The following is a 17434-nucleotide window of genomic DNA, read 5'->3' as shown; positions in this document are numbered from 1 at the left end:
CTCCCTTCACTTAACACTTTAGTTTTCATGTCCGGCTCCTTTTGGTGCGAAAGCTTTCTTCAATGCTTCACCAATTACGTTAAAACTCAGTACCGTTAAAAGGATAAGGAATCCTGGGAAGAGTGTTAAATACCAAGCTTCACCAATATATCCTTGCGCATTGTTTAGCATGCTGCCCCAAGAAGAATCTGGTTCTCTAATACCTAAACCTAAGAAGCTAAGTGATGATTCCATTAAAATCGATGTCGCAATTGTTAATGTCGCAGCGATAATAATGGTTGATAAAATGTTAGGAATGATATGTCTTACAATAATCATAAGTGATTTTTGCCCTGATACTTTTGCGTATAAAACGTACTCACGCTCTTTTACAGATAACGTTTCTGCCCTTACAATACGGGCGGTGTCCATCCATGTTAGTAATCCGATAATAAGAACTAACGTCGTAATTCCTGGTTTTAAATACGCATTTAATAGTAGCATTAAAAAGAATGATGGAATTGACATAAGCACTTCAACAACTCTCATTAAAAAGTTGTCTAACTTTCCGCCAAAATACCCGCTAATTGTTCCAACTGCAGTACCGATTGTAATAGAAACAACCATCGCAAGGAAACCGACCGCAAGCGAAACTCGTCCGCCATATAACGCTCTCGTTAAGTAATCTCTTCCGTAATCATCCGTTCCGAAAGGATGACTCATACTCGGTTCTTGTAAGCGATCTGGAATCGACATTTTGCTAGGATCGTACGGCGATACGAATGCGAATATTGATGCGACCGTTAAAATCGCAAGTATTATAACTCCCATTAGTACAAACTTATTTTTCGTAAAACTACTTTTTATCGTTTGAAATCTCCTATTATTCATTCCAAATCACCCCCTCATTCGAATGCGCGGATCTACTACGCCATATAAAATATCAGCAATTAAGTTACCGAGAATTAACATGAATGATGATAGTAATGTAATTGCCATGATAATCGGATAATCAAATCTAAAAATAGCATTTACTCCAAGTGAACCAAGACCCGGCCATGAAAATACTGTTTCCGTAATAAACGCTCCGCCTACTAAACTTGGAATCGATAATCCGAAAATTGTAATGATCGGTATTAATACATTTCGAAGTACGTGATTAAATAACACCGTTTTCTTTGAAGCACCGTACGCATATTGAATTTGTACATATTCTTCTTCTAATTGCTGAATCGTACTTGAACGAATATATCTCATATAAACAGATACGTTTTGGAACGCTAGCACCATACAAGGTAAAATGCCGTGTTGCACAATATCCCAAACAGAATCTTTACCTACGGTGCGCATACCCATACTCGGAAGTAGGTTCAATTTTAAAGAGAATAAGTAGACTAATAGTAGTGCAAACCAGAAAACCGGCATAGAAATACCAACGTATGAAATAAAGTTTACAATGCGGTCAAAGAACGAATTCTTTTTCACACCTGTAAATAGTCCAAGTGGTATTGCGATTACGAATGAGACGAGTAAAGATGATCCCATTAACCCAATTGTTGCGGGTAATCTTTCTGCGATAAGATCTAAAACAGGACGATGATTTTGAAGTGAGTAACCAAAGTTTCCTGTTAAAATATTTTTTAACCATAAAATATACTGCACGTAAATTGGTTGATCTAGTCCTAAACTTTTGCGAATACGCTCCACATCAATTGGACTCATGTTTGGCGTGACAAAGTTTCGAACCGGATCCCCCGGTGCTAGTTTTATTAATAGAAAAGAAATAATAGAAATAACAAATAAAAGCGGAATTGCATTTAAAAGCCTCTTCGCAATTACTTTATACACAAACTTCCCCCCTCAAGCTAAAGAAGCTGATTTCCACCAGCTTCTTTATTGTTTCTTATTTCACTTCATAAATCTTAGATAGATCTTCAAACATTGTGACAGGAATTGCTTTTGCTTCTTTTAATCCATCAAACTTTTTATCTACTGCAATAACTGCTTTCGGATACGCGATTGGTAGATAAGGTACGTCTTCTCTAGCTGTCTCTTGAATTTTATGGTATAGCTCTGCGCGTTTTGTTTTATCTGTTTCAACTGCAGCTTCTTCCCATAACTTATCGAAATCAGCGTTTTTATATCGTGCATAATTGTATTCAGCATTGCTTAAGAATAAGCTCTTATATGAATCTGGCTCAGGTCCCATTATGTAACCACCAAATGTAATATCATATTCTTTATTCTCTTTATCTAAGCCTTTTTCGCTTGCCGCACTAGCATCTAATGCATTTAGTTCAACTTCTAAGCCAACTTCTTTTAATTTTTGTTGTGTATATAACGCTAAGCTTTCCATAATTTTATTATTCGTTACATACATCACACGTACTTTTTCTTTCACGCCAGCTTTTGCTAATAAATCTTTCGCTTCTTTTTTATCATACTTATAGTCTTTAATATCTTTCGCATAATACATAGTGTCTGGCGTTAAGATTGAATTTGCTGGTTCTGCAAATTCACCTGAAACGAATGCTGAGTTAATCATTTCTTTTTTATCTAACGCATGCGCAATTGCTTGGCGCACTTCTTTTTTCTTCATCAAATCTGTATTCATGTTATAAGATAAGTAGAATAATCTACCTTCAGGGAATGTCACCATTGAGAAGTTCCCAGTACTATCTAGTTTCTTAAAGTCTTGCGGCTCAATCATCTTCATGTTGATTTGACCATTTTGCAGTGAAACATTTGCTGTATTACGGTCTTTTACAACGCGGTATACGATAGAGTCTAATTTAGCTTTCCCACCTACATAATCATCAAATCGATCTAATGCAACGTACTCATCTGATTTATACTCTTTAAACTTAAACGGTCCTGAACCTACAGGCTGTAAGTTTTTCTTACTCTTCGCTAAATCTGCTTCCCCTTCAAATACATGTTTCGGAATTGGGAAGAAATCATTCATCACACCTTCGAAAGATGCGCTTACTTGTGGTAAAACGAATTGAGTAGTTAACTCATCTACCTTTTTCACCTCAAGCGGCTTTCCTTTAAAAATAAAGTTTTCACGGCTTGAACTATTTTGCTTCTCATCTAAAATAGATTGGAATGTAAATGCAATATCGTCTGATGTAATTTTCTTACCATCATGCCATTTCAAATTATCTTTTAATTTCAATGTCCACGTTAATTGATCTTCTGAAGGCGTAAAGCTCTCAGCAAGAACAAACTTTTTCTTACCGTTTTCCATATGATATAGCGGCGCATATAAAGCTTGCTGCACAGTTAATGACACACGATCATTCGCATAAAGCGGATTCATCGTATCTGGATTATCGCTAACACCAATCGTTAACGTTCCTCCATCTTTCGGAGTCCCTGATTTACTAGTGCCCGCTTGCTTCGAATCTTTTTCCCCTGAACAAGCAGCTAATGCGATAAATAATAGTAGGACAAATGGTAATACAAACAACTTCTTCTTCATATTTCGACCCCTCTCGACTATTTACACCTATAAGAAAACTCGGAATTAATACCGAGTTTTCTTATAGGTTTTAAATTACCACTACCGGTATGTATTGTCAAACTTTTTCGCAAAGGTAGAAAATTTGTAATCTATTAATGCATTCTTGCGATAAACTATATTTATGCGGAGGAGAAAATAAAAAGACCACGAATAAGTAGCCTCATAAAATGAGTTAAAAAACTAGCAGCTTACAGAAAATCCCTCTAAAATGATTGTTTTATATGATCGAAAATGTAGAATGGGATTAAAGACAAAAAACACATTTAGGAGGTTATCATGACATTTGATGAATTGAAAAAAAGACCACCAAAAGGCAGTCTCAAAACTCAATCTTATTCCCTACTCCTTGCTCCACCGCTCTCTCATACAAATACTTCGCAACGATAATATCTACTACCGCTAAACCAACTGATTTGAAAATAGTAATCTCTTCATCATTTTCGCGACCAGCTTTTTCTCCGCTTATAATTTGACCAAGTTCAGCGTGAATGGCGTTTGCTTTGAATAGACCTTCTTTTATCGGAACTTGAAGGTCTCCTGTTTCGTCTAGTGCTGCTTCTTTTGATTCGACTACTACTTTGTTTGCGCTTGTGATGGCGTGTGAGGGTAGTTCTTGCATGCTCGGTCTGAATGAGCCGACGGCGTTTATGTGGACGCCTTTTTGTAGTTTTTCTGAGAAGACTGGTGTGGATGCATTCGTAGTTGTGACGATGATGTCTGCTTCACATATCGCTTCATTTGGATCCTTGTAAACGTAAGCTGGTTTGCCTAATTTCTCTTGTATATATTGCGCAAATGCATACGCTTTTTCTTCTGTTCGATTGTATAAAATGACTTTTTCAATAGCTCTTACCGCAAATACAGCTTCAGCAATCCCCTTCGCCTGTTCTCCTGTCCCGATTATGCATAAAGTTTTTGCGTTATGACGAGCTAAATATTTTGTCGCTACTCCTGATAAGGCGCCTGTTCGGATCATCGTTAAGTACGATCCTTCTAAAAGTGCGAGCGGTTCTCCCGTTTGAAAGTCTGATAGCATCACAATCCCGTTTATCGTTTTCTTTCCTACCTGTTTATTTTGCGGGACTACCGTTACTATTTTTACTCCAAGTGCTTCAAGTCCTTCCGCTACTGAAGGCATAATTAATGCCGTATTTTGCTCGTTCGCAAATGGTAATGAGCCTCTTATTGGTGTAATTGTTCTTTCTGCGGAAAATTCTTTTAAAGCAAGCGCCGCGTATTCAATAACTTCATTCATATTTACTAAGTTTCTTTGTTCGTTCGCGCTTATGACTAGCATATCTTTCCACCCCCTCCTCTTATCCTAACAAAAATCCTCGATTCAAATCATCTCTCGGGTCTACAACGAACTGATGAAATCCTGTAATAAAGGCATTCCCCGTTACTTTTGGAACGACAGCTTCATATGGATCTACTGCGGTTACCGACAATACTTCCCCCTCGAATTTCCCGCCAGTAATGCATTCATGGACGAAAATTTCTCCCTTTTGTAAAGCATCTTTTCCAAAAAGAGTTGCGATTCTTGCGGAAGTTCCTGTACCGCAAGGAGAACGATCTACTTGCCCATCAGCAAAAATCGTTACATTTCGTAGCGTAGCACCTTTGTCTTTCGGTTCATCTGAAAAAATAACGCCGTATATTCCTTTTAAACCTTCTTCAAGTGGATGCTTCACTTCCATTTTGCTCTCTATATAATGTTTAATTTTACCGCCCCACGTTTGAATAGCAGGCAAGTCTTTAAAATCAACTTTCAAACCAAATTCTTTACAGTCTACTACAGCGTAAAATGCTCCTCCAAACGCAATATCTACTTGAAATTCATAGTTATCTATTTTAATAGGAACGTCTTTTTTGTATACAAATGAAGGAACATTTTCAAATGATACAGATTCTACTTCACTCCCGTTATATGTTGCATACGCAATAACTTCTCCGGCTGGGCTATCAATAATGAACTTTTGTTTTTCCCCCTTTACTTCAAACATGCCTGTTTCAATTCCGACTGTAATAACAGCGATAATACCGTGACCACACATCGTACTCCAGCCTTCATTGTGCATAAATAACACACCAAAATCAGCGTGAGCACTTGCTGGCGGTGTAATGATACAACCGTACATTCCGTGATGCCCTCTCGGTTCATACATCAGAACTTCACGAAGATAATCCAAATGTTCCATACAGTAGGCGCGTCTTTCCAGCTGCGTTTCTCCTTTTATTTCTGGCACACCACCCGTAATAATTCGAAGCGGCTCCCCAGCTACGTGTGCATCAATCGTTGTATATATTTTACTAACCTTCATTTCGATCTCTCCCCTATACGTTGATACTCTTTTCATTGCAAATATCATGCCAACGCATAGGGTATAAATTTGTATGCATTGTTTAGAAAAACATACACTACTGTCTATTTTTTTATACACTGTCCAGAGGCTATGTTATAGGGGCCCCTTGATACAACCAGTCTTATTATTTTCAATGTAAAGTTACTTCGCTCCCCAACATATACTGTTCAAAAGCAAAAAGGAAGTGATCCAATGTACTACGGAACAAAGGGCTGGTACGTAGCTGAACTAAAAAAATTAGGTGTGCGTTATCATGAAGGACGAAAACTAGAAAGTTACCGCGGGCACATATTACGCAATTTATTAATCGCACAACAAGAGAAATTAAAAGAACAGTAATATTCTAATGTAACGATATTGGCGATTCGCCATGGAATATCGACTTACCGACAAATTCCGCTAATTCATCTATCTACACCACCAATCAATCACACATCAAACTACACTAAAAAGGTCACCCAAACGGGTGACCTTCCTTTCTTATTCACAAACAAGAATTTGTCTAGTAAATGATCCTTTTCTTGTAATACAGCGATCCTTAATTTCAAATCCTGCTTCATGGATCATGTCGTCCATTGTTTCCATCGTGACAACGACTACCTTTTTAGCGATGCGGCGTGCACTTGAAAGAATGGAGAGCTGGTCTTCTGGTGTGGCATGCGTAAATAAGTCATACGGCATATCGATAATGGCAACGTCATAGTTCTCAGTAATTTCCTCGATTGGACCTTTTGTTACTGTTCCTTCAAATCCGAAATGTGCGATGTTTTTTCTCGTTCCAAGAACTACAAGTGGATTTATATCTCTACCAACGATGTTAATCCCCATAGAAAGTGCTTCTACTACTACTGTTCCAATACCGCAGCACGGGTCAATTGCTCGTACTCCCTCTGGATTTGGTACAGCGATATTTGCAACTGATCTCGCAACACGTGTGCTAAGTGATGTCGAATAGCTATGCGGTTTTTTTATGTGATGATACCAAACTGGTTCGCTTTCTACATAGTGCCCGAAGTACCAGCGTCCTCCAAGAGGAACAATCCCGAATACACGCTCTGGATTACGAACATCCGCTTCTCCTTCAATATGCATGCCGAGGTCTCGTTCAATAAGACGTCTTTCTCCGTATTCAATTTTATTCTCCCCAACGAGGTCATTGATTTTAACGAAGATAACTTTAAATGTCGCTCCCGCCAAATCAATTTGTTCCACTTGTTTTAAAATGCTTTCTAAGTCGTCCCCTTCATACATAACTTCAATTCGCTCTTTCATAAACGCACTTCTACTCGGGTCAATTTTGACATCACTTTTTAAAATATTAACATGGGACTCCATTCCAAAGAACGAGCGCATTTCCAAGTAACATAAAGCACGCTCCTCCTCACGAAATGCATACGTATATATACAGGCAGGTGTTTTACTATGATTATTCAATCTATTATCATCCTCTATCGTTTAAAATTGTTCTAATTACAATTACTCAAATACTTTTGTATATAAAATTAAATGATATCATATGCCGGAAATAAAGAGAAACGTTAATAAATAAAAGAGACTGCCAATGGCAATCTCTTATTATTTATTAACGGAAAGAAGACACGTTGTTACCCATTTCTTCATAGTAATCTAAAATACCTTGATAAATAGCTTCCGCTGCATTTTGTCTTTGCGCTGGTGTAGCTATTTTATCTGCATCACTTTTATTATCTACAAATGCTAATTCTGCTAATACAGCTGGCATTGTATTTTCTCTAATTACGTATAAATCGCCTTTTTTCACACCACGATCTTTTGTCCCCAGTGCATCTACAAGACGCTCTTGAATTTTTTCTGCTAATAAACGACTTTCTGATACGTTAGGATTTGTTCCTCTTGCTGTCGCTGATTCATAGTAGAATGTTTCTGTACCTTGTCCATTTTTCTTTTCCGTACCATTACCATGAATACTTACAAAAATATCTCCATTATTTTTTTGAGCAAATTCTACACGTTTCTTTAAAGAATCCGGACCACTTGTTCCTGGACGTGTATCATCTGTACGAGTGAATAACACAGTAAATGGTGTCTTTTTCTCAAATATTTTCTGTAATCGCAATGATACATCTAATACAGTTTCACTTTCTTTCTCATAATAACCTGGATTACCTGAATCAACTCCACCATGACCTGGATCAATGATAATCGCTTTTCCTTCTAAGAAGTTACCTTGCTTCACTGGATTTAATTGATTTTTATTAACCCATTGGAAACCAGCGCCCATGCGGATACGAATCCAGCTGCCGTTCTCTTCAATAACAGTTACTTGTTGTGCGTTATGTGTTCCCATTACTTTTGACGAAGAAGAAGCTTCTGCATAAGTAGTGAACCCTTCATTAATAACTTCTGTTTTCTCTACTAAAGGTGTCCATTTATCACCGTTACTTGTTGCAATTTTGATCCATCCATCTCGTTCTTCTTTAATTTCAACCATTTGTGGATTATGCTGATTTGCACTAATCCCAGAACTTAATGATGGTGCGTGATATGTAATGAATTTTCTATCTATGTACATTTTCTTTGTTTCTACTGGACGATCACTATTCTTGCTAAATTTATCTGTTTGCGCAGTAAGTTGAGCTGCTTGTTCACGCGTAATAGAATCATTCGGTTTCCAGCCATTCTCTGTACCTAAAGAAAGTTTTAATTCTACTAAAATATTAACTTCTTCTTTACCCCAATGATTCTCTAAATCAGCAAATTTTGTAGGAACTGGTCCTGTTACTTTGCTCTTCAAATTATATGCTCTTACAAGCATAGCTGCCATTTCAGCACGAGTTACTTTTCCTTCAGGATCAAATACTCCTGGTTCTCGTCCCTTAATAATATTCTCTTTTTCCATGGCTGCAATAAATGAAGCTGCCCAACTATTTTTCGCATCATTATAAGACGGCTTTGCATTTGGATCTACTTTAGCACCAATTGCTGTTGCGATAATCTTTGCTGCCTGGGCACGTGTTAAATTTCCGTATGGCATAAAGTTACCATCTGGCATACCGTTAATTACATTTCTCTCTACTAAATAATAAATTGCGTCTTTCGACCACGCACTATCTGAAACATCAGGAAATTTCTTCGTTTCTGCTAAACTACTAATTGGATGTGCTAGTAAATTTGCTGCTAATAAACCTGCGGCTATTGCTTTGTACTTCATGAAAAATAAATCTCCTCTCAAAACTTCATATTCATACAATTTTTTTAATCAAGCTAACTAAAAAATATTAACTATTAATTAATTCCTTTCATAGTGTATAACATTATATATCTATAGTAAATACGTTTCCGGCCGTATAACAAAAATCGCATATATATAACTTATAATGAATGTATATAAAAAACTTTAATCAGCCCTCACCAATCGGGCTTTTACAGGCAGCCCGGTCCCCATCTAACTTTTTTGCTTTCGCTGAATTTTGAGGTAGGGGTCTTACTACTCGGCAAATAGCGGGATAAAAAAGCGATTAGAACATGTCTCCTAATCGCTTTGCCAAATAAAAAGCTGATTAAAAATAATATCTTTAATCAGCTCTCTATTATCTATGAAATTATTCTTCAATTAAATTAGACATTACATATGCATACACTAATGCTTCTGTATGCGCAATAGAACTTTCATGTGTACGTTCAAATGCGTGAGAAGAATCAATACCCGCTCCAATTAAAGCATGTTTCACATCAAATCCCGCGCGAATCGCAGCTGATGCATCAGATCCGTAGTATGGATAAATATCTACTTTATATTCAATATGATTCGTTTTCGCAAGCTCTACTAAATGTTTACGCAGTGCGTAATGATACGGGCCGCTAGAGTCTTTTGCACAAATAGATACTGTATATTCATCAGATGCTTGTCCATCACCTAACGCTCCCATATCAACTGCTAAGTATTCAACAGTTTCTTCAGGAATGTTAGAATTACCACCGTATCCAATCTCTTCATTATTAGAAATTAAGAAATGCGTCGTATATGGTAATGTTACGTTTTCATCTTGTAATCTTTTAATTAATTTTAATAAAATCGCAACACTTACTTTGTCATCTAAATGACGGGATTTTATGTATCCACTCTCTGTAATTTGAACACGCGGATCAAATGAAACGAAGTCTCCTACTTCAATTCCTAATTCGCGTACTTCATCAGCTGAAAATACGCGCTCATCAATACGAACTTCAATATTTTTCTCATCGCGTTTTGCTTCACCTGCATCTTTATATACATGTACAGATGTTTGATGCATTAAAATCGTTCCTGTATATGTCTTGCCACTTGATGTTTCAATTTCGCAATATTCTCCTTCTACAGAGTTCCAGCGAAATCCACCAATCATAGAAAGACTCAGGCGACCGTCAGGCTTAATTTCTTTCACCATCGCACCTAACGTATCAACGTGTGCCGTTAATAAGCGGTGCTGCGCATCATTCTTCCCTTTTACCGTTAAAATAAGAGCTCCCTTATTATTACGTTTCGTTTCTACGTTCCACTCACTGACATAGTTTTCAATGAAATTAATAATTTTTGCTGTATTTCCAGATGGACTCGGAATAGAGACAAGCTCCTTAATCAGTTCCATCGTTTCTTTCGTATGGTGTGCCATTGTCGTTTCCTCCTCATTTTCTCTACTATTCAGTATACAAAATTCGCCAGAAAACCTCTACTTATATAGCTAAATTTTCTAAATTGTAGTAAAATTCTTTTTAGTATACAAAAGGAGTCCTGAAATATGAATATATCAAAAAAATATATACACATTGCACTCATTTGGTTTTTAGCATCATCATTTTGTTTACAAATCTCTTATGCCATTCATACTACTACTTCTATTACAATCGGCTGGATATTAACAGCTATCTTCTTCATTATTAGCTTCATTGCAACAAGAAAGCATAGCGTTACTCAGTAACGCTATGCTTTTCCTATAAAACTATTCTTCTGAAACATCTAATAAATAAATACCTCTTTCAAATCCACCGCGCTCTATCTCTTTTTGCTTACGAAGGCGTTCCACATCTTCAATCGATGCACCTTCTGCACGTGCTAATGAAATGATAACCTCTAGCGCATCTGCAAGAGAATCTAGTGCATGTTCGCGTTCTTTCATAGAAGCAAATTCACGAATTTCTTCCGTTCCAATTTTCGCTAAAGCTTGTATGTAGGCTTGACCTGTTAATTTTTGTGCTGTATATGTTTTTCCAGACATTAAAATCTTCTCTGGAACACGATCTCTGACTAACTTGTTATATGCTGACATCATTCATCCTCCTATATTTAATAACATCCGAGCTCTGCTTTATAGAAAAACCATTTTTTCTTCACGCATGCACTTAACATATCAATTCCTGATCCATGTGCTCTTACATGTGGAAAGAAATAGTGCTCTAAGTCTTCGTCCTTACCATATAGAGTTTGATACTCATCTGGAATCGCTTCTTTTTTCACATCTTTTTCTTTCGTCACCCCGTCAGAAAATGCAACACTTGGATGTCCCTCAAAAAATAACGCAGTCCGAACTGCCAAAGATGGTGTACTATGCAAAGCAGAATATGTAAGCAAAATAATAGTGATAACACCAATCATTTTCTTCATGTATTACTCCTAAAAAAAAGTGCTAACACAATTATACTAAAATGTGTTAGCACTTTCTCCCCTTTATCCCGAATTAACGAGCTAATAATCAGTGAGGAATGGACAAACTTTATTCCCCTTTAAATGCTGGTAAACGTTTCTCTAAAAACGCAGCAATACCTTCTTTATGATCCGCTGTTTGTCTCATTGCATATTGACCACGCTTTTCTAATTGCAATGTTTGCTCTAAATTAGAGCGATTTACTTCACATAAAATTTGCTTCGTTTGAATCATTGCTTTAATCGGTTTTTGTGACCATTCATTAATTTTTTTCTTCACAGCCGTTTGGAAATCTTCGCCGATTACTTCATCAATTAAGCCGATATCAAGTGCTTCGCTCGCCGATAATTTCTTGCCTTCCCAAATAATTTGCTTCGTCATATTTTCACCGACGCGCTTTTGAAGGAAGAAATGACCGCCTCCATCTGGAATTAAAGCGATTCCAATAAAGTTCATCGCAATAACAGATGATATATCCGCCATTACATAATCAGCTGTTAACGCAATACTTAACCCAAGACCTGCAGTTGGTCCATGAATTGCACTAATAACAAGCTTTGGCATCGTATATAACGTCACGACAACTTCAGAAATAGTATTCATAATGCCATCAAACTTACTTTCATCATTACTTGAAAGCATCGATTTAATATCCCCACCCGCAGAAAAACCACGACCGTTCCCGCATAACACAACGATATGCGCAGAACTTTCCGCTACTTCTTTCAACTTTTGTAATAACTCTTTTAAGGTCGGCTCATCTAACGCATTTAACACCTCTGGGCGGTTGACCATAACCGTTGCAACGTGCCCTTCATATTTCACAACGACAGATTCTGTTTTACTTGTTATTTCCATTATATATACCCCTCTTTTCTCCATAAAGATTATACTTATATAATTATAGAAAACCACTGAAAAATCCTTCTTTTTTCTCAATTTTCTGTCTAATAATCTCGCAATTTGTACATATACCGTATAAAACATACAATTCCGTTGAAAAATATAGAAATTAAAGTCGGTTTATCCATGCTTTTCATCTATTTACCATTACAATGAAATGGTGTATTCTTAAGTTTGATAAAAAACAAATATTGAAATTCATTCGCCTTACTATGTAAAAAAGGCTTTATACCCATCTTTTGGGTGTTGTAATAAAGGAATGAAGAACTGGAGGAACATATGGTTAATAAGTTGAAACAAACGGATAACTACTTCCCACATTTCCTATTGCTATTCATTGTGTTTCAACCAATTTTAGATTTATTAACATCTTTTTCAATCTATATACTACACATGAGCGCAACAGTTGGAGTTGTAGTCCGTTTCGCCTTTATGCTTCTTGCATTAGGATACCTACTTCTTCATCACAAACAACAAGATGCGAAAAAGTACATCCTCTATTTATGTTTACTCGGAATCGCACTCGCAATCGGTCTTGTAAATAATATGATGGTTAAATCTCCAGTTTCATTTGGAGAAGAAGTTAAATTTATCTTAAAGAGCGTATATCCAATTGTGCTACTGTTTGGATATATTATCGCCTTTAAAGAGCTAAAAAATAAAGAGTATGTATTTCATAAAATCATTACATATTTCTTATATGCAACTTTAATTTTAAGCATCACAATGATTGTCGCAATGCAAACTGGAACGGATTTCCCAAGCTATCCGCACTCAAAAATCGGTTCAAGAGGTTGGTTCTTCGCTGGAAATGATTTAAGTTCTCTTTTCGCCATTATGTTCCCAATCATTGTCTTATATTCGATTCATAAAACAACTTCTTTCTCAAAAATATATTACTGGATTCCAACAATACTTGCGATGTATGCAAGTATTATGGTCGGAACGAAAGTCGGATATGGCGCAATTGTTATTACATTAGGCGTAGCACTTTTCTTCTCATTCATTGAATATATGATAAATCGTAAAAAAGAAGGAAAAGGATTCACACATATTGTAAATACCGTTGTTGCCGCTGTTATACTAGGAGGTTTAATTGCTCTTACACCACATACTCCTATCGCAAAAAATATGGGCATTCACATGCAAATATACGAATACAAAAAATCAGTACAAGAAGAGAAAGATCGAAAAGAAGGAAAAGTAATTAAAGAAGATCCAGAAGATGCAAAAAAACATGCAAAAGGTGAACTTACAGATTCTGAAGTAAAAAGTTTAATTTACAGCGATCGCGACAAATTCTTAAAAACATACAAACAGTACTATAAAGACGCACCGCTTTCACAAAAACTATTCGGAATGGGTTACGCTGGTAACTACACAGATAAAATTAAATTAATTGAAATGGACTTCCATGACCTATTTTTCGCATTTGGAATTGTCGGTTTCCTTATTTATTTAATACCGTTTCTATACTTTGGTATTAAATTATTCATCCGCATGATCACAAACTTTAAGAAAATCATGAGCGTAAAGTATATGCTATTAACGAGCACACTCATTCTATCACTTGGCATTGGCTTTATGTCTGGCCACGTATTAACAGCGCCAGCCGTTAGTATTTTCTTCGTTGTGATACTCGCTTATATCATTGTTGATTTTGAAATTGAATAAAGTGAAACTTTAATCAGTGGGGGTTTTGTTCATCCCCACTGATTATTAGTTGAACCAATCGGGCTTTTACGGGCAGTTCATCCCCTACCTAACTTCCTTTTTTGAGGTGGGGGATTACTGCCCGTTAATGCGGGATAAAAAGAAGGTGCTACGAAATATTAGTAGCACCTTCTTTTTTATTTAATTAATGTTTTACGTATTCTAAGCTTTCTTTTGCAATATACGCTTCTGTTACAGTAGGATTATCTGAAATAACTTTAACCCACGCTTTTCCATTTATTATTTCTTCACCAGTAACTGTGACAACTACATTTGTATTTAAACGATACAGTCGCTCATTTGATATACTAGGATTCTTTTTCACTTCCACGTTATTCATCACACGTGCAAGTTTGTACTTGTTGTATTCTTTTTTACCTAAATAAGAATCAAAACGGTTCATATGCCCCGCTACTTTTTTACCCCAGTTCGCATCAGATGCATATTTCGCATTTAAACCAGCAGCTTTATCACCTGTATATGTTGCTGTATAACGCCAATGTCCTGGATTTAAATATCCTTCATTCATGTATAATTTTGCTGCATGTTCAATACAATCTTCTTTTGAATTGAATGCTTCTCCGTTACCATATGGACTATCGTCTGTTGCTTTTAAACCAAATAAATTATTTTTGTCTTTTGCAAGAGCGCTTGTTCCATAATAACTTTCATGAATTGCTAATGAATATAAGAATAATGCATTTACATTATACTTGCTTTCTACTTCTTTAAATTTCTTTCCTAAACCAATTAATGGAGAGTCTGGCTTAATCGATTTCACATAACTATCTAGTTGTTCAGCTGTATAATCTGTTTTCGAACGTAATGATAAATAATTGAAATATTGATAGAAAGTTTCGTCTCCAAATGTCTTTCCATCTACACTATACATTTGCTGTCCTTGCTTCATGAAAGAAGGTGCCACACCATATCTAAATTCTGTATATCCAGGTGAACTTGTATTATATGTATAATATTTATGGTATAAATATCCATCTGATTTCACATAATAAGATGACTGTTTCATTTCATTGGTAGGAATTAAAGTGATTTCATTCTTCTTCACATAACCTGTCAAACCAGAAAGTTGAACTTTCACACGATCTTCGCCAACTTCTAACACTTTCAATTCTGTTCCATACTGAATATACGTATATACTGTTGATAAATTCTCATCATAAATATTAATGATGTTTTGCCCAGTTATTCTTTTCGCACTTGCAAAACCATCTTTAATCCATAAAAATTCGTTCTCGTATTTTACCGCATTCATACCTTTATTTTGAGCAGCGGTAACCGCTTCTTTATACGTATTATAGCGCTCTACTTCTTGCTCTGTTCCGTTTTCTCTTACATTTGTCACGACATATTTCTTAGTTTCTACAGGATTGCTATTTCCGTTTTTTTCAATCGTCTGAAGCATGCGATCCAACATAGCTGAAGCCATCCCTCTTGTAGCTGATAAATGTGGTCTAAATGTATTATCTTCTGGATACCCTTTAATAATTTGAGTAGCCACCATAACTTGCACATGCTCTTTATAGTTAATACTATCTTTATCAGTAAAGGTAAGCGGACTTACAGCTACTTTAATATTTTTATAGTCTAACGCTCGCTTTACCATGATCGACATTTCTTCACGTGTAATCACATCATTTGGTGAGAACGTCTCGTTCGTACGACCATTAATAATTTTCGCTCCATATGCTCTACTTACACCATCATATAAACCGTAAGTCTTCGGCACATCCTCGAAATTCGAATCAGCTTTCGGTAAATTTAAAGCCCTCGCTATGAATGTAGCAAACTCTGCTCTTGTTACTAATTTATCAGGCGCATATACATTGTCTCCATACCCCATTAAAACTCCTTTAGTAATAAGTGAGCGCATATTCGTCTCAAACATATGTCCTGTAATATCATCATTTGCCGCATAACTTGAAATAGGAGTTAAAAGTAATGATCCCGTTAATGCCACTGCTGTTATACCTTTTGAAAAAGTCTTCAAGGTTATCCTCCTCGTAATCTACGAATTTATTATCACAAATTTGATTATATAATAATCACAATCATTTTAGCATAATAAATAGGAATTAAAATAAAACGTTTTTTAATTTGAATTTTCATTACATTCAAAATAAAATAAAAGACACTTTACTTTTTTAATAAAGTGCCTTTTTCCATATGATCAATGAGTTTCTTTGTTGCCTGTTTGCCTTGCAACCGAAGCTCATCTATTGTCAATTGTAACTCTTGCTGCACAGTTCCTTGTTGCATTAATTGCTTTTTCGCAATTTCATATAAATATTCAGCACTCCATTCGCCATCCACACTTCCTATAACTGGCTGATTCACTTGACTTAAAAACGAATCAATTTTTGGATCGTATGAAATCCCGACCATTGGAGTTTTGGCTACAGCAGAAAAAACTAGTGCATGAAGACGCATACCAATTAGTAATGAACATTGTGATAAAATGAATATTTTCTCGTCGATATCCATTTTATATGGAAGCATATACGTCTCTTCTCCCATTAAGTCTACTACTTCACGCGAAGCTTTTTGATCAAATGGCTCATGCATTGGAACAAATAGAATTTGGTATCCTTCTTGCTTTAATTTTTTTAATGCCGCAGCTAATTTTTTTATATAATCTTCTTTTGCATTCCAATAACGCACACTAACCGCAATTACTTTTCCATGTATCGAATGCTTTTGCAACCAATCCGATTGTTTTGTCCGTTTCCATGTTAAAACAGGGTCTGGAACAATTTCAATATCGTTTTTTATGCCAAGTTCTTTTAAATATAAAAACGAATCCTCATCTCGAACTGATACATAGGAAGCTTTTGACAAGTTCCATTTTACTAATAGACGATTATATCCTTTTGTAATTGGACCTATTCCTTGTGAATAAATATAATACGGCTTTTTTAATAATCGAGCGAGTCCCATAATACCCGTATAATATAGAATACTCTTCGTACTTGTCTGATCTTGAAGAAGGCTCCCGCCACCGCTAATAACTCCATCACTGTTTTTTATCGCATGATAAACAGCTTTTATATCCCAGCGATCTACCGATTCTACACCATACATTTCCTTTGTATATTTAGAATCATTTGATAGTACTACTAGTTCTATATCCGGGTTCTCTTTACTTAACGATTCAATAATTGATTGTAGAATCGCCTCGTCTCCAACATTATAAAAACCATAATATCCTGATAAGACTAAACGCACCCTAAATCTCCTCCAAAACTAGGTAACCATTTATTTCATCTAACATA

General features: G+C 36.0%; 16 protein-coding genes. 3 read left to right on the top strand and 13 right to left on the bottom strand.

Annotation, left to right across the window (positions count from 1 at the left end; all coding sequences use genetic code 11):
- Positions 1 to 18 precede the first annotated feature (18 nt).
- The 5 genes from ACZDYH_RS07395 to ACZDYH_RS07375 all read right to left on the bottom strand — a co-directional run bounded on the left by ACZDYH_RS07395 (position 19) and on the right by ACZDYH_RS07375 (position 5826).
- The gene (locus ACZDYH_RS07395; RefSeq protein WP_001065302.1) at positions 19 to 870 is read right to left on the bottom strand and encodes an ABC transporter permease; all 852 of its coding nucleotides are present in this window, start codon (positions 868 to 870) and stop codon (positions 19 to 21) included.
- A gap of 6 nt (positions 871 to 876) precedes the next feature.
- A complete protein-coding gene (locus tag ACZDYH_RS07390; RefSeq protein WP_000278787.1) occupies positions 877 to 1827 on the bottom strand; it encodes an ABC transporter permease in 951 nt (316 codons plus the stop codon).
- Between the two features lie 55 nt (positions 1828 to 1882).
- A complete protein-coding gene (locus ACZDYH_RS07385; protein WP_434713593.1) occupies positions 1883 to 3463 on the bottom strand; it encodes an ABC transporter substrate-binding protein in 1581 nt (526 codons plus the stop codon).
- A gap of 361 nt (positions 3464 to 3824) precedes the next feature.
- On the bottom strand, positions 3825 to 4802 hold the full coding sequence (locus tag ACZDYH_RS07380) for an ornithine cyclodeaminase family protein (RefSeq protein WP_086388828.1): 978 nt from the start codon (positions 4800 to 4802) through the stop codon (positions 3825 to 3827).
- A gap of 19 nt (positions 4803 to 4821) precedes the next feature.
- On the bottom strand, positions 4822 to 5826 hold the full coding sequence (locus ACZDYH_RS07375; protein WP_163093107.1) for a proline racemase family protein: 1005 nt from the start codon (positions 5824 to 5826) through the stop codon (positions 4822 to 4824).
- A gap of 165 nt (positions 5827 to 5991) precedes the next feature.
- Here ACZDYH_RS07375 and ACZDYH_RS07370 point away from each other — a divergent pair, with 165 nt between their 5' ends.
- Positions 5992 to 6207, top strand: coding sequence for a YflJ family protein (locus ACZDYH_RS07370; RefSeq protein ID WP_163093213.1), 216 nt, complete (start codon positions 5992 to 5994; stop codon positions 6205 to 6207).
- A gap of 141 nt (positions 6208 to 6348) precedes the next feature.
- On the opposite strand, the gene ACZDYH_RS07365 is transcribed toward ACZDYH_RS07370, so the two are convergent.
- The 3 genes from ACZDYH_RS07365 to ACZDYH_RS07355 form a co-directional block, all read right to left on the bottom strand.
- Positions 6349 to 7302 (bottom strand): TRM11 family SAM-dependent methyltransferase, encoded by a 954-nt coding sequence (locus tag ACZDYH_RS07365; protein ID WP_016121971.1) that lies wholly within the window; start codon positions 7300 to 7302, stop codon positions 6349 to 6351.
- A 148-nt stretch (positions 7303 to 7450) separates the two neighbouring features.
- Entirely contained in the window at positions 7451 to 9058 is a 1608-nt protein-coding gene (locus ACZDYH_RS07360; protein WP_102956911.1) for an N-acetylmuramoyl-L-alanine amidase, read from the bottom strand.
- A gap of 391 nt (positions 9059 to 9449) precedes the next feature.
- Positions 9450 to 10499, bottom strand: coding sequence for a M42 family metallopeptidase (locus ACZDYH_RS07355; protein WP_000930085.1), 1050 nt, complete (start codon positions 10497 to 10499; stop codon positions 9450 to 9452).
- A 126-nt stretch (positions 10500 to 10625) separates the two neighbouring features.
- Here ACZDYH_RS07355 and ACZDYH_RS07350 point away from each other — a divergent pair, with 126 nt between their 5' ends.
- Positions 10626 to 10805 (top strand): hypothetical protein, encoded by a 180-nt coding sequence (locus ACZDYH_RS07350; protein ID WP_149215554.1) that lies wholly within the window; start codon positions 10626 to 10628, stop codon positions 10803 to 10805.
- Positions 10806 to 10826: 21 nt separating this feature from the next.
- Here the strand turns inward: ACZDYH_RS07350 and ACZDYH_RS07345 are convergent, their stop codons facing one another.
- The 3 genes from ACZDYH_RS07345 to ACZDYH_RS07335 form a co-directional block, all read right to left on the bottom strand.
- Positions 10827 to 11153, bottom strand: a complete 327-nt coding sequence (locus ACZDYH_RS07345; protein WP_001277350.1) for a nucleoside triphosphate pyrophosphohydrolase — start codon at positions 11151 to 11153, stop codon at positions 10827 to 10829.
- A gap of 17 nt (positions 11154 to 11170) precedes the next feature.
- A complete protein-coding gene (locus tag ACZDYH_RS07340) occupies positions 11171 to 11488 on the bottom strand; it encodes a hypothetical protein (protein ID WP_000738198.1) in 318 nt (105 codons plus the stop codon).
- 109 nt (positions 11489 to 11597) lie between these two features.
- Positions 11598 to 12410, bottom strand: coding sequence for an enoyl-CoA hydratase (locus tag ACZDYH_RS07335; RefSeq protein ID WP_002023367.1), 813 nt, complete (start codon positions 12408 to 12410; stop codon positions 11598 to 11600).
- Positions 12411 to 12710: 300 nt separating this feature from the next.
- On the opposite strand from ACZDYH_RS07335, the gene ACZDYH_RS07330 reads away from it, so the two are divergent.
- Positions 12711 to 14105 carry an O-antigen ligase family protein gene (locus ACZDYH_RS07330; protein ID WP_434713585.1) on the top strand — a complete coding sequence of 465 codons (1395 nt, stop codon included), beginning with the start codon at positions 12711 to 12713 and terminating at the stop codon, positions 14103 to 14105.
- Between the two features lie 184 nt (positions 14106 to 14289).
- On the opposite strand, the gene ACZDYH_RS07325 is transcribed toward ACZDYH_RS07330, so the two are convergent.
- Together ACZDYH_RS07325 and csaB are read right to left on the bottom strand one after the other, a co-directional pair.
- The gene (locus ACZDYH_RS07325; protein WP_000847506.1) at positions 14290 to 16152 is read right to left on the bottom strand and encodes an S-layer homology domain-containing protein; all 1863 of its coding nucleotides are present in this window, start codon (positions 16150 to 16152) and stop codon (positions 14290 to 14292) included.
- Between the two features lie 146 nt (positions 16153 to 16298).
- Positions 16299 to 17387 carry a polysaccharide pyruvyl transferase CsaB gene (gene csaB, locus ACZDYH_RS07320; protein ID WP_001241591.1) on the bottom strand — a complete coding sequence of 363 codons (1089 nt, stop codon included), beginning with the start codon at positions 17385 to 17387 and terminating at the stop codon, positions 16299 to 16301.
- Between the last annotated feature and the right edge of the window lie 47 nt (positions 17388 to 17434).

This window comes from Bacillus sp. EB V-12 (assembly GCF_056158125.1).
This window is presented reverse-complemented; position numbering and strand designations above follow the sequence as displayed.

Bases quoted from the DNA above. Each gene is read 5' to 3' on its own strand.
- ACZDYH_RS07385 (WP_434713593.1), bottom strand. From the start codon at position 3,463: ATGAAGAAGAAGTTGTTTGTATTACCATTTGTCCTACTATTATTTATC.
- ACZDYH_RS07335 (WP_002023367.1), bottom strand. From the start codon at position 12,410: ATGGAGAAAAGAGGGGTATATATAATGGAAATAACAAGTAAAACAGAA.
- ACZDYH_RS07345 (WP_001277350.1), bottom strand. From the start codon at position 11,153: ATGTCAGCATATAACAAGTTAGTCAGAGATCGTGTTCCAGAGAAGATT.
- ACZDYH_RS07350 (WP_149215554.1), top strand. From the start codon at position 10,626: ATGAATATATCAAAAAAATATATACACATTGCACTCATTTGGTTTTTA.
- ACZDYH_RS07330 (WP_434713585.1), top strand. From the start codon at position 12,711: ATGGTTAATAAGTTGAAACAAACGGATAACTACTTCCCACATTTCCTA.
- ACZDYH_RS07395 (WP_001065302.1), bottom strand. From the start codon at position 870: ATGAATAATAGGAGATTTCAAACGATAAAAAGTAGTTTTACGAAAAAT.
- ACZDYH_RS07375 (WP_163093107.1), bottom strand. From the start codon at position 5,826: ATGAAGGTTAGTAAAATATATACAACGATTGATGCACACGTAGCTGGG.
- ACZDYH_RS07380 (WP_086388828.1), bottom strand. From the start codon at position 4,802: ATGCTAGTCATAAGCGCGAACGAACAAAGAAACTTAGTAAATATGAAT.
- ACZDYH_RS07355 (WP_000930085.1), bottom strand. From the start codon at position 10,499: ATGGCACACCATACGAAAGAAACGATGGAACTGATTAAGGAGCTTGTC.
- ACZDYH_RS07340 (WP_000738198.1), bottom strand. From the start codon at position 11,488: ATGAAGAAAATGATTGGTGTTATCACTATTATTTTGCTTACATATTCT.
- ACZDYH_RS07360 (WP_102956911.1), bottom strand. From the start codon at position 9,058: ATGAAGTACAAAGCAATAGCCGCAGGTTTATTAGCAGCAAATTTACTA.